Source organism: Staphylococcus sp. Y174-1, assembly GCF_049897865.1.
GTDB classification, from domain to species: domain Bacteria; phylum Bacillota; class Bacilli; order Staphylococcales; family Staphylococcaceae; genus Staphylococcus; species Staphylococcus saprophyticus.
Map to the genome: position 1 here is coordinate 294,759 of NZ_JAFCXB010000002.1, position 20,809 is coordinate 315,567.

Annotated in this window: 22 protein-coding genes; 5 read left to right on the forward strand and 17 right to left on the reverse strand. The window is 33.1% G+C overall.

What is annotated here, in order from left to right; translation table 11 throughout:
* Positions 1-61 precede the first annotated feature (61 nt).
* The 3 genes from ACP7BT_RS08275 to ACP7BT_RS08285 form a co-directional block, all read right to left on the reverse strand.
* A complete protein-coding gene (locus ACP7BT_RS08275; protein ID WP_228481081.1) occupies positions 62-427 on the reverse strand; it encodes an ABC transporter substrate-binding protein in 366 nt (121 codons plus the stop codon).
* 66 nt (positions 428-493) lie between these two features.
* Entirely contained in the window at positions 494-703 is a 210-nt protein-coding gene (locus ACP7BT_RS08280; RefSeq protein WP_327083190.1) for an ABC transporter substrate-binding protein, read from the reverse strand.
* A 70-nt stretch (positions 704-773) separates the two neighbouring features.
* Positions 774-950 (reverse strand): hypothetical protein, encoded by a 177-nt coding sequence (locus ACP7BT_RS08285; RefSeq protein ID WP_228481084.1) that lies wholly within the window; start codon positions 948-950, stop codon positions 774-776.
* Between the two features lie 197 nt (positions 951-1,147).
* Here ACP7BT_RS08285 and ACP7BT_RS08290 point away from each other — a divergent pair, with 197 nt between their 5' ends.
* Positions 1,148-1,516 carry a VOC family protein gene (locus ACP7BT_RS08290; RefSeq protein WP_002482379.1) on the forward strand — a complete coding sequence of 123 codons (369 nt, stop codon included), beginning with the start codon at positions 1,148-1,150 and terminating at the stop codon, positions 1,514-1,516.
* A 95-nt stretch (positions 1,517-1,611) separates the two neighbouring features.
* Here the strand turns inward: ACP7BT_RS08290 and ACP7BT_RS08295 are convergent, their stop codons facing one another.
* Together ACP7BT_RS08295 and ACP7BT_RS08300 are read right to left on the reverse strand one after the other, a co-directional pair.
* Positions 1,612-2,112, reverse strand: a complete 501-nt coding sequence (locus tag ACP7BT_RS08295) for a GNAT family N-acetyltransferase (RefSeq protein WP_041079284.1) — start codon at positions 2,110-2,112, stop codon at positions 1,612-1,614.
* A gap of 248 nt (positions 2,113-2,360) precedes the next feature.
* Complete coding sequence (locus ACP7BT_RS08300; protein WP_041079286.1) at positions 2,361-3,065, reverse strand: SDR family oxidoreductase; 705 nt, start codon at positions 3,063-3,065, stop codon at positions 2,361-2,363.
* A gap of 204 nt (positions 3,066-3,269) precedes the next feature.
* Here ACP7BT_RS08300 and ACP7BT_RS08305 point away from each other — a divergent pair, with 204 nt between their 5' ends.
* Positions 3,270-3,539: a DUF1413 domain-containing protein gene (locus ACP7BT_RS08305; protein WP_002482376.1), complete on the forward strand. Its 270-nt coding sequence runs from the start codon at positions 3,270-3,272 to the stop codon at positions 3,537-3,539.
* Positions 3,540-3,741: 202 nt separating this feature from the next.
* Here ACP7BT_RS08305 and ACP7BT_RS08310 read toward each other — a convergent pair whose 3' ends face one another.
* Entirely contained in the window at positions 3,742-3,933 is a 192-nt protein-coding gene (locus ACP7BT_RS08310) for a hypothetical protein (protein ID WP_002482375.1), read from the reverse strand.
* Positions 3,934-4,569: 636 nt separating this feature from the next.
* On the opposite strand from ACP7BT_RS08310, the gene ACP7BT_RS08315 reads away from it, so the two are divergent.
* Positions 4,570-5,175 carry an HAD family hydrolase gene (locus ACP7BT_RS08315; protein ID WP_235304902.1) on the forward strand — a complete coding sequence of 202 codons (606 nt, stop codon included), beginning with the start codon at positions 4,570-4,572 and terminating at the stop codon, positions 5,173-5,175.
* Between the two features lie 383 nt (positions 5,176-5,558).
* Here the strand turns inward: ACP7BT_RS08315 and ACP7BT_RS08320 are convergent, their stop codons facing one another.
* The 8 genes from ACP7BT_RS08320 to ACP7BT_RS08355 all read right to left on the reverse strand — a co-directional run bounded on the left by ACP7BT_RS08320 (position 5,559) and on the right by ACP7BT_RS08355 (position 14,027).
* Positions 5,559-6,632, reverse strand: coding sequence for a YkvI family membrane protein (locus ACP7BT_RS08320; protein ID WP_041079290.1), 1,074 nt, complete (start codon positions 6,630-6,632; stop codon positions 5,559-5,561).
* A gap of 271 nt (positions 6,633-6,903) precedes the next feature.
* Positions 6,904-7,683, reverse strand: coding sequence for an SDR family oxidoreductase (locus ACP7BT_RS08325; protein WP_200885946.1), 780 nt, complete (start codon positions 7,681-7,683; stop codon positions 6,904-6,906).
* Positions 7,684-7,912: 229 nt separating this feature from the next.
* Positions 7,913-9,271, reverse strand: coding sequence for a gluconate:H+ symporter (locus tag ACP7BT_RS08330; protein WP_037537693.1), 1,359 nt, complete (start codon positions 9,269-9,271; stop codon positions 7,913-7,915).
* Positions 9,272-9,460: 189 nt separating this feature from the next.
* Positions 9,461-11,008 (reverse strand): gluconokinase, encoded by a 1,548-nt coding sequence (gene gntK, locus ACP7BT_RS08335; RefSeq protein WP_037537690.1) that lies wholly within the window; start codon positions 11,006-11,008, stop codon positions 9,461-9,463.
* A 36-nt stretch (positions 11,009-11,044) separates the two neighbouring features.
* Positions 11,045-11,725, reverse strand: coding sequence for a GntR family transcriptional regulator (locus ACP7BT_RS08340; protein ID WP_002482369.1), 681 nt, complete (start codon positions 11,723-11,725; stop codon positions 11,045-11,047).
* A gap of 181 nt (positions 11,726-11,906) precedes the next feature.
* A complete protein-coding gene (locus ACP7BT_RS08345; protein WP_002482368.1) occupies positions 11,907-12,623 on the reverse strand; it encodes a MerR family transcriptional regulator in 717 nt (238 codons plus the stop codon).
* 79 nt (positions 12,624-12,702) lie between these two features.
* On the reverse strand, positions 12,703-13,398 hold the full coding sequence (locus ACP7BT_RS08350; protein ID WP_002482367.1) for a GTP pyrophosphokinase: 696 nt from the start codon (positions 13,396-13,398) through the stop codon (positions 12,703-12,705).
* Between the two features lie 215 nt (positions 13,399-13,613).
* Positions 13,614-14,027, reverse strand: a complete 414-nt coding sequence (locus tag ACP7BT_RS08355; RefSeq protein WP_037537688.1) for a DUF2188 domain-containing protein — start codon at positions 14,025-14,027, stop codon at positions 13,614-13,616.
* A gap of 181 nt (positions 14,028-14,208) precedes the next feature.
* Between ACP7BT_RS08355 and ACP7BT_RS08360 the strand changes: the two genes are divergently transcribed.
* A complete protein-coding gene (locus tag ACP7BT_RS08360; RefSeq protein WP_041079292.1) occupies positions 14,209-15,372 on the forward strand; it encodes a hypothetical protein in 1,164 nt (387 codons plus the stop codon).
* Complete coding sequence (locus ACP7BT_RS08365) at positions 15,372-16,583, forward strand: cell envelope integrity protein TolA (RefSeq protein ID WP_041079294.1); 1,212 nt, start codon at positions 15,372-15,374, stop codon at positions 16,581-16,583. The genes ACP7BT_RS08360 and ACP7BT_RS08365 overlap by 1 nt, the downstream gene beginning before the upstream one ends.
* Before the next feature lie 127 nt (positions 16,584-16,710).
* Here the strand turns inward: ACP7BT_RS08365 and ACP7BT_RS08370 are convergent, their stop codons facing one another.
* The 3 genes from ACP7BT_RS08370 to ACP7BT_RS08380 form a co-directional block, all read right to left on the reverse strand.
* Positions 16,711-18,636 (reverse strand): FUSC family protein, encoded by a 1,926-nt coding sequence (locus tag ACP7BT_RS08370; RefSeq protein ID WP_041079296.1) that lies wholly within the window; start codon positions 18,634-18,636, stop codon positions 16,711-16,713.
* 511 nt (positions 18,637-19,147) lie between these two features.
* A complete protein-coding gene (locus ACP7BT_RS08375; RefSeq protein ID WP_002482362.1) occupies positions 19,148-19,432 on the reverse strand; it encodes a putative quinol monooxygenase in 285 nt (94 codons plus the stop codon).
* A gap of 61 nt (positions 19,433-19,493) precedes the next feature.
* Positions 19,494-20,771 (reverse strand): MFS transporter, encoded by a 1,278-nt coding sequence (locus ACP7BT_RS08380; protein ID WP_011302373.1) that lies wholly within the window; start codon positions 20,769-20,771, stop codon positions 19,494-19,496.
* Positions 20,772-20,809: the final 38 nt, after the last annotated feature.

The following is a 20,809-nucleotide window of genomic DNA, read 5'->3' on the forward strand; positions in this document are numbered from 1 at the left end:
AAAATAAGCACATCATAGATATCAAATTATATAAATTCGATGACTATGACGTGCTTAGTTTTTACTTATGCTTTAAAAGTTCTTTTTTAAATAGTTCAGCTTGTTTCTCTACTGAAATTAAATCTGCATAAATTGCTTCATCCATAGAATAATAAATAACATTACCGTTTTGAACAGCTTTATTATTTTTCCAAGTATTTGATTTCACAAAATCATTATTCGGTTTCTTACCATCTTTAGTAGGAAGGAGTAAATAATCTCCCGAATACGTATTGAATTTCTCTTTTGAAACTTTCATAAACTTCTCTTTTGGCATTGCTTGCTTAGCTTCTGGGTCCTCTTTCAACTTAAACCCTTCATATATAGCTTTACTTCCGCAGCCGAATCTAGGGCCAAATTGATAAATATCTTTTGCTTGAATATCCATAATTGAAAAAGTATTATCTTTACCAATTGCTTTCTTAATTTCTTTACCATCTTTAGCTAGTTTTTCTCATAGTTTATCAGCTTGTTTTTTAGCTTTAGCTTCTTTGTTTACTAATTTCCCAATTTCATTATGTGTATCTTTATAGTCCATATCCTGTACTTTAATAGGTACTGTCGGTGCAATTTTAGCTAATTTTTTATTATCCTTGTTCTCTTTATATGTAATAATTAAATCTGTTTTTAATTTTGCCGCCGCTTCAACATTTTCAGGATTAATTTTTTAACCTTACTCATATCTATATATTTAGAATCTGGAAATACATTTGTGATAGCGACAGGTTTAACACCTAATTTTTAAAGTTTCCATAATTAGCGGTTAACACAAGTACTCTTTTTGGATTTTTAGGTATTTTTACTTTACTACCATCATCTGTAGTATAAGTCTTTGTATCTTTGTCATCTTTTGACTCTGAATTTTTCGAACCATTACCGCAAGCTGCTAAAAATAATAACAAACATAACATCAAGCATAAAAATTTGTTCAAAACGATAACCTCTTCTCTTGTTTATTACTACTATTTTAATCGAAAACGATTATCAATTTCAATAGAATAAAATGAACTTTTAAAATAATTAGTTGCTTCTAATTTATAAAAAAATAATTTACCAAATACTTTTATAGTTATATTTTTGCTATTATATATTAAAGGAGTTGTTATTTATGTTCAATCAATTTTTAGGTATTGATCATGTTCAGTTAGCTGCACCACCTCACAATGAATCGTTAGCAAAGGCTTTTTATTCTGATAAATTAGGTTTTAAAGAAATAGCAAAACCCTCCAATCTCGCGAAAAATGGTGGCGTTTGGTTTCAAGTTGGTGACCAACAACTACATATTGGTGTTCAAGATGACTTTAAACCAGCAACAAAAGCCCACCCAGCGTTTTTAGTACAGAACGCTTCAGATATACGGAAAGAACTTGAAGCTAAAGAAATTGAAATCATCTATGGTGATGAACTTGAAGGCGCCAATCGTTTTTATATCTATGACCCATTTGGTAACAGAATTGAAATTATAGAATGGTTATGATATTTCAAACTAAAAAACCAGAACGAGACATAATGGTGACTCGCCCTGGTTTTTTTATGTGCACCCATAAGTTGAATACGTGTTATTTATAACAACTACACTTCAAGATACATTAAGTCTTCATCATAATACCTATGACCATCAAAGATTGATTTAGGTTCCCTACCATAACGCTGAAACCCTAATTTTTCATACAAACGAATGGCTTGTGTATTCTCAGATAATACACATAAGCCAATGATTTTCACAACACCAACCACACTAACATCGTTAATGATATGTTGTATCATTTGAGCTGTAATACCTTGACCTCTATATCGGGGATCACAATAGACAGTCACTAAGTTACCTTTATGTTTTACCTTTTCCATTCTCTCACTATAAAATGTAGCGATACAAATAAGCTCCCCACTATCAAACGTGCCTATCGTAAAATGCGTATCATTTAATTTAAGCCGTGCTTTAAATTCATCTTCCGGCAATGATTTTTCACGTTCATATGTTGATACAAATCCCTTTGGATCCGTCTGTAACGATTTTAATCGAATGGCTCGGTACTGTTTTACATCTCTTTCGGTAAGGTATCGCATTTCCATTTTTCTCACTTCTTTCACGAATACATTCAAGCTAAACTATTAGAAAAATGAACAAAATCAAAAAGTCCTGATAAAAATTTCATAGTCTTCGCTCTTATTAAATAACGCGTTAAATGAATCTCATTTGCGTAATACATGAGCTAGCGTTTTTATATTTGTAACTTAGCATGTAGATTACAGTCCATATAAATTAATTTGGCCGAGACACTTCTTATTAATGTCCCGGCCTTCTAATATTTCATTTATGTTTAAACAGGTCTCACTGTCACTTCATTCACATTGACATGGCTTGGTTGCTGTAATGCATAAATTGCTGCTTCTGCAATATCTTTAGGATCTAATTTTTTGCGTGCTCCCCAATCTGTATCTCCACTTAATGGTGTATCAACCATCCCAGGAGAGATACTTGTCACACGTACGCCTGTTTTCGCTAATTCTTTTTCTAGACCTTGTGTAATACTGTGTACAGCTGCTTTGGATGCACTATAGAGCGTGCTTTTTTTAGTAACTTCAAATCCAGAAATTGACGCAATATTGATAATGTGACCACTAGACTGATTTAGCATAGATGGTAGCACAGCATTAATTGTATATAAGGTACCTTTGATATTCACATCAATCATTGCTTCCCATGCTTCAACGTCACCCTCAGTTATTGCTGATGATAACATTAAGCCAGCACTATTCACTAAAATATCAATCTGACCAAATTTTTCTTTTGTTTTTTCAACTAATTCTGTTACTTCTTCTTTGTGTGTAACATCCACAATACTTGTCTCAACTACTGCTTGTTTATTATCTTGTATACGTTTAGCCACTTCTGCTAAGCGCGACTCATCTCGTCCTGTTAAGACAACTTTGACTCCTTGATTAGCTATTGTTTCGGCTATACTTGCACCGATACCACTACTCGCTCCTGTTACGACTGCCACTTTATCTTGTAATTCAACCATGTATATCTTCCTTTCTATTTATACTTCTCTATATTTATTTAAATATTTCCCTAATTACGATTATTGTATCATGGCGTTTTCATTTTCTTGAAAGTTTTGCTTTTGATCAGCTTGTCAATATCCATATTTCAATATAAAGTGGGTATATAATAAAGTATATATTAATAATGTTTATTGTAGCGTTAAGGGAGGGGCATATATATTATGAATTTTGATGAAAAATTAGAAGCATTAAGAAAATCAATAGATCGAACAAGTTTCCAATTTCATTTTGAAGATTTATTCGACAAAGATGAATGGATTCAAATGCCTATATTAGAACGACAACAATTAGAAAAAACTTTCCGTAAATATGTAGCACAACATAATCACTTACGCATTCCTTATGCATCTGAAGAACATATTCGTATGCGTATGTACAACTCTTTATATGATTTTAATGAAATCAAGCATAATTTTAAAGATTATGTTTAATTGTCATCATTAAATACTATAACTAAAAGCCTATGTTACTGGATGGACAGTAAACATAGGCTTTTTAAAATACTTTAGGGCGTTTCAAATAAATCATGAAAGTTAATACGAGGGAGAAAAACTTTAAAAATAATACCCGTTTGCTATATTAATAGATTGTGAATACAACAAAACTTTTTAATTACTTGATGCATACAGTGTATTAATGATTAACTAATAGCGTCTTTTTCAATCCATAGTTGTATAACTTTTCTGCATCAATATAAGCTATATAGTCAATACTTCTGTATCCATCTTTAATATCATTAATAATACCTTGATTTACACCTGTATGAGTGTAAATTTCATAGCTGCTTTCATTTGAAAAAATAACCTTTTCAATTACTTCTCTCATATGAATCACTCCGTATTTTTTCTTTCGCAAAGCTTGCGTCATTTATTACATCTTTATCTTAATTCATAAGGATACAAATTGGAAGTGTTTTGTGATTAATTTCACAAATTTATCACTTTTGCCTTTCTCCGGTTAATTTCCTTAGTTTTAAAATTGACAATATAATCAATACAGCAATTTTAACTTCTGTTAAGATACACGAAGTTTTTAATTTCAATCTGTACAATCGAAACCAATGAGATCTTATTGCTTACTGAAAAGTGCATTAATACAACCTTTTTATATAAATAGATGACTGTTAATTTATTTTGTTATTTACTTAACCTTTTTATAATAAATTCAACCTAAAGTGATTATATTGTGAGTTATTTCACATAATATGATTGAATCCTATAGTTTTTTTGAACTTGAAATGCTAACTTTAATAGTATAAAGAAAGCGCTTTATTTTACACTCTGCTTTTCTTTTATCTATTTTCATTTCAACACTCAAGCTCTATAAACGGTACATATCGATTGTTTAATCAATCAATTTATTTCGAGAGGAATTTTTAACATAATCGAATCATTAACACAATACAAACCACATTATAAAAAATTAATATGTGTTGATTCTGATGGCTGTGCTATCGATTCAATGACTATTAAACATGAACGTGCATTCGGCCCTGCGCTTGTTAATGAATGGCAACTTGATACCTATTCCGAAAAGATATTAAACCGTTGGAATGCATTTAACCTCTATGAAATCACAAGAGGTATCAATAGGTTCAAAGGTTTAGAAAAAATGTTAGGCGAATTGGTCTCTGAGGGGATTGAAATTGAAGGTTATAAATACATTAAACATTGGGTTACAACAACCGATTCATTTTCTAATCCAAGCTTAGAACAAGCTATTACTGCCTCTCCAAATCAAATAGGCTTACGCAAAGCACTCTCTTGGTCTCACATGGTAAATAGTCGAATTAAGTCATTACCTAGTACCGGGCCATTTAATTATGTGCTTGATACATTAAAACATGCTGCAACATTCGCCGATATCGCCATCGTATCTTCGGCTAATCTATCTGCAGTACAACACGAGTGGGAAACCTATCATCTAACACCTTATTTAAATGGTATGTTCGCACAAGAAGCAGGTACGAAAGAACATTGCTTAGATATTTTAATATTCGCTTGTTGTAGCAGTTCATTACAACGTTGTTCATTGGATCGCTGTTCCATATATGGGCCTATAATGTAAATCTGTTTATATTTTTTAAATTTAAATATTAAGAAGTTCACATCGAAAACATTGGTATAATGGTATATTTTATTACTGCCCATATTGATGATAAAATGTTTCAACTCATTTTTGAATTGTTTACGTGACGTATTTGTAAATGGTGACTTAATATGATTGCTGATCCCTTTTAAGTCATCCATATCATAGCCTTCTAGTTGAATCCCCAATAATTGCAACGCATTCGTCTGTAAAATTTCTAATGTTTCCTCGTTCATAAAAAAACACCCTCTATTCCTTTATTTTATTATAACTAAAAATAAGGATAAGGTGTGTTTCGAAATTAATTTTATATACATAAATGTCAACAAGCATAAACAAAGTTATAGATTATAATAAAACTTTTATATATCTTTCTTGCCAAACTTCAATTTAAAAGGTGCATACAACAATACAAAAATTAATACAAGGCCTAGGTAGCCGATTAATGGGTAGAAGATTGCTACTAAATCTGTAAAACCAACAAAACTCAGACATAGACCTACAATAACGGTAACAGCATAGAACAGTTTGAAACGTTTCGTATCTACGACTGTAAACCTTGTAGCAAACGCATAAAACATACCTAAACCCGTATTAAAGATCATTCCAAAAATAACAATAGCCATAATGACTCCAAGTATAGGTGAAATATGATTCACAATACCTAACATTGGCATTTCCATATTTCCAACGATATCTATTTGTGTGAATATAGCCAAATGACTCAATACAATCATGACGCCTAACGCGAGTCCACCAACTAGTCCGCCAATAGCTGCTACTTTCGTATTCTTCTCTGAACCTCCCATAACAATGGCCATTGATGCACCTACAGCTGTATTAAATGATGCGTAGTTCACACCTGCTACAAACCAATTCGGTAATGTTGAAGGTTTCGCATCAGACAAAGTATTTAACTGTGAAAATGAACTATCCGTTGTCATAAAACTATAAACTGAAATAATAATTATAAAAATGATTAAAAACGGCGTAATATTTCCAATTACTTTTACAACACCTTCAACTTTCAGCATACCCGCGAGAATGATAAGTACAGTCATCAATAGTGTGCCAACGATAGATGGTAAGCCAAACTGCTGATTAAGATTTGAACCTGCACCTGCAATCATGACAACCCCTACACCAAATAATGTGAATATGATGACTAAATCAATCACCCATCCCAATAATTTTCCAAACATTGACTTACCCGTGATACGATAAATGACTTCTTTATGAGAATCAGTTTCAGACTTACTTCCCAGCCAAACTAACATCATTCCAACATATGTAAATAATGCGGTCGTTATCATTGCGCCGAATGTTCCCATCATGCCAAAACTTGTGAAGTATTGGAGCACTTCTTGTCCAGAAGCGAATCCTGCACCAACAATGACGCCAATAAAAGTACTCGCAATTAATAATATCCTTTTCATTTTCCAACCCCCTATAGCGATATAACTACTTCCTTTACAACATACTTCCGTTTATCTCTATACTTTAATCTAGCATCTAAATTATACATTCCAATGCATTTTCAGTATGTTCAGACAATAGTAACTTCTCTATTTTATCATTTTAAAATTAATTCATGTTGTAATTCAATGGTCTCACATTCAAACAAACGGCATTGATATCAACATTATTAAATTTGTTTCATTAAAAAATCGGACAAAAATGATTTTGTCCGAAGCATCTGTTTATCTATTATCTTAGTAAATAACCACCATCTACTGGTAATGATATACCTGTTACATAATCTGAGGCTTCACTAGCTAGAAATATAAGTGGACCCATTAAATTTTCCGGAACACCCCGTTGTCCCGATGGTATATGTCCTTTAATTTCTGGCCCTCGAATTGGATCTTCTTCTAGCACTTTCGTCATATCAGTACGGATATAACCAGGAGATAATGCATTTACTTGTATATTGTATGGTGCCAAAGTATCTGCATAGGCGCGCGTAATGCCAACTACGCCATGCTTACTCGCTGCGTAAGGAAAGATATTTTTTCCAGCGCGGTATGACTGCATAGAACCTATATTAATGATTTTACCTGAGCCTTGTTCTGTCATCACTTTAGCCGCTTCATGAGCCATATAATACGTTGCATTTAAATTAATATCTATGACATTTTGCCAATCTTCATCTTTATAATCTAAAATATTATTTCTAATTTGAACACCTGCATTATTAACTAATATATCAAGTGATCCCCACGTTCCAACTGCATTTGTGATAACCTTTGCTGCAGAACCCGATTCGGTTAAATCTTGCTGAAGAAAGGATACATTACCCTCATGCTGTTTCACATATGCTTTCATTTCATCCCAGGCATTGGTTGAAGAACTAACTACAGTTACATTTGCCCCATACATTGTTAAAGCAATGGTATAATATTTGCCTAATCCGCGTGCACCGCCTGTTACTATCGCATTTTTACCTTTTAAAGAAAAACTTTCTAAACTAAATTTTGTTATTTTCAAACTCCTTCACTGACCCTTTTATGTTAAAACATTGTCCAAGTATTCATTCAGTAAGCATTTGTACCATACTATAAAATAAACCAAACTCAATAATTAACTTAATTTAAAATAAGCTTAATCTAAGCCTTTAAAAATTGAAGTTATGTTAGTGAGTCTGGTCAAAAAACATCTACAATGTAAACCGTGATCCCATTCAATCTTCTATCGTTTTCACTGCTATGATTTCGTTTTATACAAATATACTTAAAATCAAGATAAAGACAAGACCTGAAACTGAGATAACTGTTTCTAGTAATGACCATGTTAGGAAGGTTTCTTTAACTGTTAAACCGAAATATTCTTTGAACATCCAGAACCCAGCATCATTAACATGAGATAAAATAACACTCCCTGCACCAATTGCTAATACCACTAATGCAACGTTAACGTCTGATGCTTGTAATAACGGTAAAACGATACCTGTGGATGAAATAGCAGCTACGGTTGATGACCCAAGTGCAATACGAAGCACTGCAGCTACAATCCACGCAAGTAATATCGGAGACATTTCTGTACCTTCAAATAATTTAGCGATTGTATCACCGACACCGCCATCAATTAATACTTGTTTGAAAGTACCGCCACCACCAATAATTAAAATCATCATTCCGATTGGATAAATCGCATTTGAAACTGAATCCATAATATCGGCATTTTTACGTCCTTGTTTGATACCCATTGTAAAAATCGCAAATAAGACAGCGATCAACATTGCAGTTGCTGCAGTACCAATAAAGTAAATAAATGATTCAAAACCATTCGTCGCTGATTCATGTCCTGTTACTAACTGTACAATTGTTGATAATAACATTAAGATAACTGGAGACACAGCTGTCAAAAAGCTGATGCCAAATCCTGGCATTTCTTCTTCAGTAAATTCTTTTTGTGCACCTAAAGCTGATATGTCGCCTTCACGACGATAAGCTGATGGTGTGATTTTTTGTGCAATTTTATTGAATAATGGTCCAGCAATTAATGTCACTGGTATTGCAATAATAATACCGTATAGTAATACATGTCCTAAGTTTGCTTGTAATTCTTTTGCAATTACAACTGGGCCAGGGTGTGGTGGTAAAAATCCGTGTGTTACAGATAGCGCCACTACCATTGGTAAGCCTAATTTTAATTGTGAAACATTAGCTCGTTTGGCAATCGTAAATACCAATGGAATTAATAAGACAAGACCTACTTCAAAGAATAACGCAATACCTACAATAAATGCGGCAACTAACATTGCCCATTGTACGTGCTTATGACCGAATTTCTTTATAAGCGTATCAGCTATTCGTGTAGCACCGCCACCGTCCGCAAGTAATTTACCGAGAATGGCACCTAGACCAAATATTAAAGCAATGTGACCTAGTGTACTGCCCATGCCATTTTCGATTGTTTCTATGATTTTATCTAAAGGCATTCCTAGTAATATAGCAGTTACAACTGATGTAATAATAAGTGAAATAAACGTGTTTAATTTCAAGAATATGATGAGCGACAATAATACAATGATACCGATTACCACAGTGATCAGTGGCCAAATTGTTTCAAACATTTCCGTTCTCCCCTTTCAATATCAAGATTGAATTTCAGCTAATTGAAATCGCCATTCAATCTTGGTAACGCTTTCTTAATTACGTAAAATTTTTATTCCTAATAATATGACACAGGTAAGGTAACGTCATGATTAAAAATACATTGTTTGTTTAATCATGACATCCGTTATACCTGCTCTAATATTTCATCATTCGTCTCCTGTCATATGTTCGCGTTGGAATGCTGCTATTTCTGTATAACGTGCTTCCAATGAACGACTTAAATTAATAAATATAGATACTAACTGTTGATACGTTCTTACATTATCCTCATTAGGATGATGTTTGTTTGTTGTTCCAACCATATCTTCTATAATTGAAAAATCATCAATTTCACCTAATGCCTTCATACCTAATACGCAAGCGCCTAAACAAGAACTTTCGTAACTTTCTGGCACAATTAAATCTGTATCAAATATATCTGCCATCATTTGACGCCAGACTTCACTTTTAGCAAAACCACCAGTCGCCTTGATTGTTTTAGGCGTTTCATTCATCACTTCAATAAGCGCAAGATACACAGTGTATAGATTATAAAGTACACCTTCTAAAGCGGCTCTTATCATATGTTCTTTCTTATGTGATAGTGTTAAACCAAAGAATGAACCTCTTGCATCAGCATTCCATAAAGGCGCACGCTCTCCCGCTAAATAAGGGTGGAAGATTAGTCCATCTGCACCGGGTTTGACATTATTAGCAATCTTGGTTAAGACATCATAAGGATCAACGCCTAAACGTTTAGCTGTCTCTACTTCACTAGCTAGTAATTCATCGCGTAACCATCTCAGTACAACACCACCATTATTAACTGGACCACCAATAACATAATGGTCTTCTGTCAGAACATAGCAAAATATTCTACCTTTATAGTCTGTACGTGGTTTGTCAATCACGGTTCTAATGGCACCAGAAGTTCCAATGGTCACTGCAACTTCACCTTTTTTAAATGCGTTCACACCTAAATTTGAAAGTACGCCATCGCTTGCACCCACTACAACTGGCGTATTTTCATCGATACCCATTAATGCTGCATATCTACGTTTCATACCTTTTAAGATGTGTGTCGTTGGTACAATTTCAGGCAATTGAGCTTCAGTTATACCTAAAAGCGACAAGGCTTCTTTATCCCATTCCAACGATTCCAAATTAAGCATCCCTGTCGAAGAAGCCATTGATTGATCAATCACAAACGTTTCAAAAAGTTGATAAAAGATATAGGTCTTAATATCCGCAAACGTTGCAGTTTGATTGAATATTTCTTGTTGTTCATGTTTCATCCAGAATATCTTAGACAATGGCGACATTGGATGGATAGGTGTCCCTGTTCTTTGATAAATCGCATCGCCATTATGCTTGGTTTTAATTGATTCTGCATATCGACTCGCACGATTATCAGCCCAAGTTAAATTCTCTGTTAAACGTTGATGACTTGCGTCCATTGCAATTAAACTGTGCATTTGTGCACTAAATGAAATTAATTTGAGGTCTTCTTTAGCTATGTCTGCTTCTCTCATAACATATTTTATGGTCATTAACACGGCATCAAATAATTCATCTGGATTCTCTTCTGAAACTTCAACATTTGGTGTGTGCAATGGATAACCAATATTATGTTTCATTATAAACTGACCTTTTTCGTCATAAAGTACTGACTTTGTACTTGTTGTACCAATATCAACACCAATCATGTATTTCATGATTTCGCCTCCTACAATCTTTACTGCATTAAATTGCTAAGTTAACCAAAAACTATCGATGTCTTCACCAACATCATCAAAGTTTAAATGGAATGCTTTATTTAATTTCTTAGCATCTTGTTGTTCTATCGCTTCTATAAATATCTCATGGTTATGATGAATACGTTCAAAATCTTCCGGATTCTCATTCATTCTTTTACGCATAGATAATAATATGAGTGATTCCATCACTGGTCTCAAATTATTCCAGAATGTTTTTAAATATTGGTGCTTTGAAGCCATAATCGTTAATTCATGAAATTTCATATCATGTTCAGTGAAGGCTTCTGCATCTTCAAATTGCACTGCAACTTTCATCATTTCAAGCTGCTTTCTCATTTCTTTTACAATTTGCTCATGATTTAAGTTTTTAATTCTACTAAAAGCAAAGGACTCTAGCATAATTCTCAAATCATAGAGTTCCTTTTTCTCTTTATCTTCAAACGGTAAAACTTCTGCTCCCATTCGTTCAAGATGAATGAGTTGGTCTTGCTTTAATAATTTAAATGCATCTCTCACTGGTGATCGACTTACATTATATTCTTTAGCAATTTGGTTCTCCGTTAATAATGTATCTGGTGCTATTTTTCCATCTACAATTCTCAGTCGAATTTCTGCCGCAATCATTTCGCCCTTTGAAACACCTTCTAACCATTGTTCTGGGTAATCGTATTTCACTAAAACATCACCTCGATAACTTTACGATATACTTGTATACAAGTATATTAAAACACAAGTACCCAATTTGCAAGCGCTTGCAATTATAAATATCGTTTTTCTTAAAGTAAAAAAACCGATATGTCAGGTTTCATCCCTCACACATCGGTTACAAAAATTTTTTTATTCATATGAAATTTGATTAAGATTGGACAATTGCTACACAGTGATGATCTTGGTCACAATGTGGACATTGTAATTTTCTCGTTTTAGGCGTATGTGCCGAAAACATCCATTGCTTTAAATTGGGTTTAAATGTTGCTTGGCAATTTGGACAAACATAGCTTAGTGCCGTATAAGTAAATATTGTAAAATTTACAGCATAGGTAAACAATATAGGTAAGGTAGATAACAATGGCCACCATTTTTTAGTGACCATACTTACTATTAAAGCAGTATATTGAAATATACCTATAGGTATGATGCGATACAATACAGATTGTTTAAATTGTTTCATTTTTGGTTTTTGATTTACGTATGTTTTTGTTTCTAATAGTTTTTCTAAAGGCGCTTCAGAACGTCGACCAATATATTGTTTAAATTGTCGTATCTCTGCAAGCAAAGTCTTATGGCTCTGCATTTCCTTTTCTATATCTAATTCTTTTTGTGCTAACATAACACGAACCGTTTTCAACTTATTTTTTTCATTCAAGATTGTTTTAATATCTTTCAAGGAGAAATTAAAAGCTTTTAAAATTAGAATGATTTCTAAATCTTGTTTGCTTTGTTCATCAAATATACGCCGCCCATTTTTTGCTGTTTGTACCGTTTTTAATAAACCTTTTCTATCATAATATTGAATGGTCCGAACAGAAACATTTTTTAGTTTCGCTAATTCACCTGTTTGATATTGGCTCATGTAATCACCTCCTGAGTCTAATCATAGTTGATGACGCGACGTCATGAGCAAGCAAATTGTTATATTGCATTGTTATTATTTAATTATCAAATACTTCAGAATGTATTTCCTGCATTTTACTTTCTACTGATGTAATGTCTGTTGCACATTGTTTCAATATCGCTTTATATTTTTCCGTATTTTCTGTGTTTTTATAACGTATTTTATGCTCTAAGCTCGCCCACATATCCATTCCAATCGTTCTTATTTGTATTTCTACGGGGACTATTTCAACAGAATGCGCTAAATAAACTGGGATGGTTACAACAATATGTAAACTTCTATAACCATTTTCTTTCGGATGTTCGATATAATCTTTACGTTTAATCAATTTCACGTCTTCTTGTTTTAATAATAATTTTTCAATAACATATATATCATCAAAGTAATTACAAACTACTCTAATACCCGCAATATCTAATATGTTTTCTTTGGCTGACTCAGTGCTAATAGGGTAACGCTTTCTGTCTAATTTTTTAATTAAGCTTCTCATCTCTTTCACACGACGTTCCATGTGATGAATGGGATTATGTTTATACATCTGTTGAAATTGATCATCTAAAATATCTAACTTTGTACTAATTTCTTTAAGAGCCGACGTATAAAGTTGCTCTAAAGCAACAAAGCCTACAACCATATCTAATGCTTCTTCTGACGCGTTTATATGATCAATACTTTCCTTAAATTCAGCTTTCAAATCGTCAATGTTTACCGAGGGTTTACGTTCTATATACATTTTGTCTTACCTCCAATAAAAAACTTCTTTAAAATTCATTATAGCTTATTATAATTGACTTATTAAATTTAAAAGCTATTCAAATTTTACGCTTCTAAAAGATTCAATTTGTGTTTTAAGTGGTTATTTTCAATACAGAAAAGCAACCCAATGCCTTCAATTTATGCATTGGATTGCCCTTTTAATTATTTTTAATTGTTCTAGCATGCTTAATTTTATTCATCTTTTTTATGTTCGATAATTTCAGTTCTACGGTTATCAGCGATATTACGTGCACGTTTCATGGCATCTTCTTTTTTATCGAAACTATCAGATGCCTGTTTCGCACCATCTGATTTAATCTTCCATTCATCATCTTCATAATAAACATGTACATCTTTCTTGTTTAATGCAGGATCTGCTGAATCATCTTTTTCATGTTTAGTAATTTTTTTGTTTTTTAAGGATTCCAATTCTTTTTCGGATGCATCTTTATACCAAGATTCTGCTTGCTTTGTAGCAATAGGTATCACGTTACTCTCCTCATAACCATCTTTTAACATGGCATTGCCAATATCAATGGCTTTTTTTCGTTCAAGTTTATCCATATTTTTCCAACTTTGAGGGTAATCTTCCATTGTCCAAGGCATTATGAGCACTTCCAATCTGTTTTGTTCTTGTTATCTATTTACCACCAACATTGAATAATAAACGCGCGCTAGCGCTTGATATTTTGTACTCTTATAAAATGGTGCATGATTAATACTGGTCATAAAGGGAATTATAAAACAGTGGAAATTTAATCACATACATAGATTGGTGGTGTTGTTTATGGCTAATATCACCGTTGGTTTAATCCCTTCACCCGATATGCCACATAAAATTATAAATAAAATATATACTGATTTACCGAATGAAATCCGTCATCATACAGGGGGAAATGATGAATGGCACATTGAAAAACACATTGCTTCAATTGTAGGCACTGCTGAGCACATGGATAAAGCAATGGATATCACGACGAATATGAAAAAACAAAAAGCATGGGACTATGCTATTTGTATTACAGATTTACCTACTCTTTCTAACAATAAAACCGTCGTATGTGACATAGACTTAACAAATAATATTGCCTTGATTTCATTACCAGCATTAGGTGCAATAAATTTAAAACAAAAATTACGCCATTTTATTTCATTTGTCATTCAATATATGCATAGTAATGGTTCAGATAATAATCTCTTGAATAGTCAACATTTTAAATTAACTAAATTTACCACAGTTACTCCAAATGAAGAAGATAAAAATAAAAATCATTTACGTATTATTTCAACATCTACCTTCATAGGTTGGTTACACCTCATATCCGGTATGACTTTTGCTAATGAGCCATGGTCAACAATTTTTGATTTCAAAAAAATCATTTCTGTCTCCTTTGCGACAGGTACTTATATTTCAATTTTCTCTACTCCTTGGGATATAAGCTTAGATTATGATTATTGGCGCTTCATTTTACTTATGTTTATGTCCATTTTCGGCATGGTTGGTTGGCTTATTTATTCTTATAATTTATGGGAACGTAAAAACCCAAAAACACAAAAGTTATATAGATATATCTATAATTTTACAACGTTGACCACATTAACTGTAATTACGCTTTTTAATTTTATAACCCTATTTCTATTACTAACCATTAGCACATTATTATTTGTACCTCCGGAATTGTTTTCCAACTGGACTTCGCTTGGTAGTAAACAACCCACTTTAATCAATTATATTAATTTGATATGGTTTATCACTTCTTTAGGAATCTTAGCAGGTGCAATGGGATCAACCGTAGAAAATGCTGACAAGATTAAACGTGCTACTTATTCATTCAGACAATATTATAGAAACAAGCAATTAGAACAAGAAAATGATGCGGATTATAATAACGATGAAGAATCAAATGATTATGCAGGTCGAAAACAAACGCACAGAGAGGAGGAAGAATAATGTGCAATCACATTATCAAGATAGGTTTAGTAGCTGCACCTGGTGTGACTGAAACAATAGCCAACCATTTGCAACAAGAGCTACCTTCATTGTTATCATCTACTATAAATTCAGAAGTTGAATGGCAAATTGATACAATGATTGACCCACTTACTGGTTCTGCTGAAACGGTGCAAAAGATATACACTAAAATTTCTGATAATCAAAATGATAATGAATGGCAATATACGATTGGTTTAACTGATTTACCAATTATTAAGAACAAGCATGTTGTCGCATTTGATATCAATAGTAAAAATGGCGCAAGCTTAATTTCATTACCTGCATATGGTTGGCGCCCCATAAAAAAAAGAATTAAGCATTCCATATCGGGCATTATTAAAGCAATTGACGAAAATATGAATCCAAACCAATCGTCTACTCAACATCATAGTGAAGAACAATTAAATTCACAGTTCCCCTTTTCAACTTTAGAAACACATACTGAGTACTTTGAAGATACAGACTCTCAACATACTTTATATTATGTATCTTCGAATACGAGAGGCATGATACGTTTAATTAGTGGGATGACTTTTGCTAACAATCCTTTTAATATGCTCAAAAGCCTCAGTAATGTAGTTACTATTGCCTTTACAACTGGTGCCTTTGGCATTGTCTTTACAACAATGTGGAATTTAAGTTTTGTTTATTCTGGATGGCGCATGTTATTAATTATGCTGGTCGCTATTTTAGGCATGATGTTATGGATTATTGTTGCACATGGTTTATGGGAATCTACTTCTGAAAGTAATGATAGACAAATAACAATATTATACAATTTAACTACAACTTTAACGTTAACTGTATCCATTGCTTTTTATTATGTCATATTGTTTTGTCTTTTCTTGTTAGCCACACTCGTTGTATTGCCACCAGGATATTTAGGGCAAGCACTCCAGTTGCAGGGCTCGGCTAACTTTATGACTTATATTAATCTCGCTTGGTTTGCAACATCCATTTCTACTGTTGCAGGTGCAATTGGTGCTGGGTTGAATAATGAATCACAAATACTAGAAAGTACATACGGTTATCGCCAAAAACAACGTTATCAAAAAATGAATGAAGATAAACAAAATGAAGCAGAAAAAGAACAACACGCGCAAGCTGCCATTGAAAAGAAAAAACAAGAAAGTGAAGCAAAGGCTAGACAAGAACGAAGCGACGATTGACACTTTCAAGTGGCGGCAGTCTGACCTAAGACAACCCGCACACTACCTATCTCAATATACTCAAATATTTTTAATAAAAAGGCCAAGACATTAATAAATGTCTTGGCCTTTTTTCAAATAACCATATTTAATTAAGAGATAATTTAACTTCTTTTCGAGCATTGACACAGTTGTTTTGTATACTCATTAAAGCTGTTTTTATATGTGTATATTGCGGTAATGTAGCCATTTCTTGAACTTGAATATTCGTGCCTCTTTCAAAATGTTTGGCTATATTTTCAAAGACAAGTAAATACTGTCCCATCGTTTCATCATCAATATGATATCGTTTTTCATTACTTAGTGCTCTTGTTAACATAAAGCTGATTTCTTCTAATGCGTAAATGCTTGGATAATAATACTGTATAACCATTTTATTACTGAATAGTTCACCGTTTGCACTGTTATACACTTGGGTCATATTATTCAATTTCACACTTAGTTTTAACATTTCTTTTTTATCTTGTTCTCTAGATGCATATTTGTTACTTGAGAATAAGTAATGAAATAATATGGATTCGTCTCTCGCTACGGCTGCTAATGTACCTGGCAACATAGAAGATGCTGTTTTTCTACCGATCACTAGCAAGCAAATCACTGCTATGATAATTCCTACAATTACATCAATAATTCTTGGTAATGCAATGAGTATGGTTAGATGATTTGACGCTAATCCATTTAACAAGATAACTTGTATCGTGATAAATATAACTGCAAATGAGTAATTTGCACCTACAAACATTTCTGTCACACCGGCAGCTAAAGCCAATAAAACAATGGCTACTGGTACAGGCGGTGTTGTTAATAAGATGAGTGATAACACCAACACCCCGAAGATCGTGCCAACGCCCCTTGCCCCAGCTCTTTCAAAGCTATGCAGTGTTGTAGAGCCTAGTAAGACTGTATGTGTACTCAAAGGTATCCAGTAGGCTTTTTCAAAATCAAACATTAAAGCAATAAAAATAGAAATTGCCATAATGACTGTGTAGCGTATTGTATTTCTAAATATAAAAGAATCTAACGTCAAGTTTTTCAACATGCGATGTCCATAGATTGGTACACGAATATCTATTTCATGTTCGACTCTATCATTATTTGCATTCATAATTGCGTCAACTTTAATGATACTATCTACTAAACTTTGATACTCTTTATCGAAATCTACTTTTTTAGTCCACTGTTGGGTTGACTTACCGAGTGAATAAACACGTTTAATGACAAAATCCGTCATTTCTTTTATTTCCGTTGGTAACGGACGTGCATTACATTCATTTAGTTCCAATAGTTCGGAATGAATACCTTGCGCTGTATTATGCAATAATAATAAGCGTTGAAATTCAGGTGAGGTTTTCGATTTTGGTGTACTTGACGTAATCAATTGATTATCCGAATTTCTGAAAGCTGTTACTGCAAATTGTGATGCTTTCGCAAACGCTTTGGGATCATCAAAGTTATAGACCAATTGTTTAATAATATTATAATCATTTTTAATGGCTTTGATTTCTGTAGATTCTTTAGATAGTAGGATTACAGCGATTACAATCAGTGTTGCTAATAATCCACCTACAAACATTGCTAGACCTCTATTTAATGCTTCTTCTGGCGCTACTGGTAAATTAATTGGCAAACTGAAGGCAACGATAAAGAAGGTTGAAGATGGCCCTGGGATATTTAACGAACTAAAGATGTAATATGGAATAACAGTTACTAATAGTAGTAACACACCAAATATAAGTGGTTGATTAACTGTGAGTGTCCCTAAAATCATCGCAATGGATAAACCTAGAGATGAAAATAAGACAATGCGTAACTTAGATCTCTTAGGACCACCAAATACATAAATATGCGCTAGCGTCCCTGTTGAAATGAGTAATCCCTTAGAAAAGTGACCTGTCAAATAGCCAACAAGTAACGGAATGAGCATGAGAATACATTGTCTTATACCTTTAGCAACATCGATTTTCATCGAATTGAAACGTATTAATGACTTTAAATATTTAATCAATGTTGTCATGCATCTCCTTTAATTTTTAATATTTCGTATTTTATTTCATTTATTGTCACCATATCAAATGACATTTAAAAATACGTTACTCATAAATAACGTATTTTTCAGAAAAACATATAGGTAAAGTAAACATCAATTTACTTTTCATTTTATAAAATCTATATCTTCATTCTAAAATATCCGCGCATAAATTCGTAACAATACCTTACTATTTTAACACTTTTTTTAAATTCTTCTAGTGGCGATGTCTTTAAAATAAATTTACCTCCATATCATTGTCTTTATATTCACATACATACGTGCTCATTTAATTCTTCTCAAATCGCTGTGTAAATCATGGCAAGTGCTATATAGACAGAGTTCATGACTAAATATTCAAATTTAGCTATTTATCCATCTAATACGTTATGTAATGACATTATATTTACACAATAACAAGCCCATTTTTTTCTCTCTTATCACACTATTCAAAAAAACCCTGAACTCACAGTTATTTGTAAGATCAGGGTTTAATATATTAATTTGAACTTAGCACTTTAATTTCAGGTTCTTCAACTAAGTATTGTTTAACTTCGCTAAAGAATTGTTGAAAGTGTTCTGACTGATTATGCGCTTCCAAAGCTTGTTCATCTTTATATCGTTCAATAAAAGCAAACGTATTCGGTTCATCTGTATTTTCAAAATGTTCATAGTATAATGCACCTGCTTCTTGATTTGAAGCGCGCTTTAATGGGTCTATTAAAGCTAAGTAATTATCACGTTGTGCAGCATCCACTTTCATAATCGCATTGATAGTAATCATATCATTTCCTCCTTTATAAGCATGATGTTTAATAATTACCTAAAAGTTAATAAATTAAACATTACAAGTCTTCTTTTTCTACGATAAGTGGTTGGTCTGGTTTTACAAAGAACCACATAATAATTGCGAAAACAACTGGGATAATCACAAGTTCTAACGTTACTGTCCAACCTACAATATCAACCATCATACCAGCTAATAGTGGACTTAATAACGCACCAATGTTCCCCCATAAATTCATCCAACCTGATACAGAACCTGAGAAGTTACGTCCTAAATCTGTTGCTGCTGCCCAGCTCATTCCAGTCGCAATACCAATACCGCCTAAACAAAGCGATAACCAAATAACATTTGTTACTAAATTATCCGTTTGTATAGACATGAAGAGTGAAATACAGAATACAACAAATCCTGTGATAGCGATAGAAGCACGTGCTATGAAACGTGACATACCACTTTGTAATAATTTATCTGAAATAGCACCACCACATAAAATCAATAAGAACATTGCAATCCATGGTGCACCGGCTGCCCAAGCCATGTCTGGATCTGTTAATTTAACGTTATACTGTTCCGTTAGATAGGTTGGTAACCAAATCAAGAATAATGAAACGACGAATTGCACTACAAAATATTGAGCTGCTAATGCATAGAAACTAAAGCGTTTTAAAAATATATTCCATGGCGCATTAGATTTCTCAGTTTTAATAATGTCTCGATTTTCCATAATATAGCTTTTTTCTGCTTCATTAACCATTTTATGTTGTTCTGGCAAGTCTTTGGCAATAACCATCCATAATATAGCAATAATAAAACCAATAGCACCAAAAATATAGAAAACGGCTTGCCAACCAAACATATTTACGATTGCAATGGTTACTACTGGCGCGATGACTGGGCCAAAATAGGATCCAGCTAATAACGCACTAGATGCGCGTCCTTTCTCACCTTTCGCAAACCAGTTCGTATTAAAAACTGCGTTAGAAGGATACATTGGCGCTTCACCAATACCAAATAAGAAACGCACCGCATATAACATCCCGTGATTCTTCACAACACCTGTCAATATTGTAAAGGCACTCCACCATACAAGTGCAATGGTTAACATTTTTTTAGAACCAAATTTCTCAGCTAAAAATCCAGAAGGCACTTGCATCAGTGCATACCCCAGTGAGAAGAATGACGCTAATAACCCAAATTGTGTCTTATTCAAATGTAAATCTTCCATCATCGGACCGGCTATAATCGATATGTTCGAGCGGTCCATATATGCAATAACCCCTATAATGAAAAACGCTATGGCAAAATACCATCTAATATTTGTTCTTTTTTGATCCATGTTTTCTCCAACTTTCTCCCAATCTTTTATAGTCATCA

Bases quoted from the DNA above. Each gene is read 5' to 3' on its own strand.
- ACP7BT_RS08355 (WP_037537688.1), bottom strand. From the start codon at position 14,027: ATGCCTTGGACAATGGAAGATTACCCTCAAAGTTGGAAAAATATGGAT.
- ACP7BT_RS08360 (WP_041079292.1), top strand. From the start codon at position 14,209: ATGGCTAATATCACCGTTGGTTTAATCCCTTCACCCGATATGCCACAT.
- ACP7BT_RS08370 (WP_041079296.1), bottom strand. From the start codon at position 18,636: ATGACAACATTGATTAAATATTTAAAGTCATTAATACGTTTCAATTCG.
- ACP7BT_RS08310 (WP_002482375.1), bottom strand. From the start codon at position 3,933: ATGAGAGAAGTAATTGAAAAGGTTATTTTTTCAAATGAAAGCAGCTAT.
- ACP7BT_RS08290 (WP_002482379.1), top strand. From the start codon at position 1,148: ATGTTCAATCAATTTTTAGGTATTGATCATGTTCAGTTAGCTGCACCA.
- ACP7BT_RS08380 (WP_011302373.1), bottom strand. From the start codon at position 20,771: ATGGATCAAAAAAGAACAAATATTAGATGGTATTTTGCCATAGCGTTT.
- ACP7BT_RS08300 (WP_041079286.1), bottom strand. From the start codon at position 3,065: ATGGTTGAATTACAAGATAAAGTGGCAGTCGTAACAGGAGCGAGTAGT.
- ACP7BT_RS08330 (WP_037537693.1), bottom strand. From the start codon at position 9,271: ATGTTTGAAACAATTTGGCCACTGATCACTGTGGTAATCGGTATCATT.
- ACP7BT_RS08350 (WP_002482367.1), bottom strand. From the start codon at position 13,398: ATGTATATAGAACGTAAACCCTCGGTAAACATTGACGATTTGAAAGCT.
- ACP7BT_RS08365 (WP_041079294.1), top strand. From the start codon at position 15,372: ATGTGCAATCACATTATCAAGATAGGTTTAGTAGCTGCACCTGGTGTG.
- ACP7BT_RS08375 (WP_002482362.1), bottom strand. From the start codon at position 19,432: ATGATTACTATCAATGCGATTATGAAAGTGGATGCTGCACAACGTGAT.
- ACP7BT_RS08320 (WP_041079290.1), bottom strand. From the start codon at position 6,632: ATGAAAAGGATATTATTAATTGCGAGTACTTTTATTGGCGTCATTGTT.
- ACP7BT_RS08295 (WP_041079284.1), bottom strand. From the start codon at position 2,112: ATGGAAATGCGATACCTTACCGAAAGAGATGTAAAACAGTACCGAGCC.
- ACP7BT_RS08345 (WP_002482368.1), bottom strand. From the start codon at position 12,623: ATGAGCCAATATCAAACAGGTGAATTAGCGAAACTAAAAAATGTTTCT.
- ACP7BT_RS08275 (WP_228481081.1), bottom strand. From the start codon at position 427: ATGGATATTCAAGCAAAAGATATTTATCAATTTGGCCCTAGATTCGGC.
- gntK (WP_037537690.1), bottom strand. From the start codon at position 11,008: ATGAAATACATGATTGGTGTTGATATTGGTACAACAAGTACAAAGTCA.
- ACP7BT_RS08315 (WP_235304902.1), top strand. From the start codon at position 4,570: ATGACTATTAAACATGAACGTGCATTCGGCCCTGCGCTTGTTAATGAA.
- ACP7BT_RS08305 (WP_002482376.1), top strand. From the start codon at position 3,270: ATGAATTTTGATGAAAAATTAGAAGCATTAAGAAAATCAATAGATCGA.
- ACP7BT_RS08285 (WP_228481084.1), bottom strand. From the start codon at position 950: ATGTTATGTTTGTTATTATTTTTAGCAGCTTGCGGTAATGGTTCGAAA.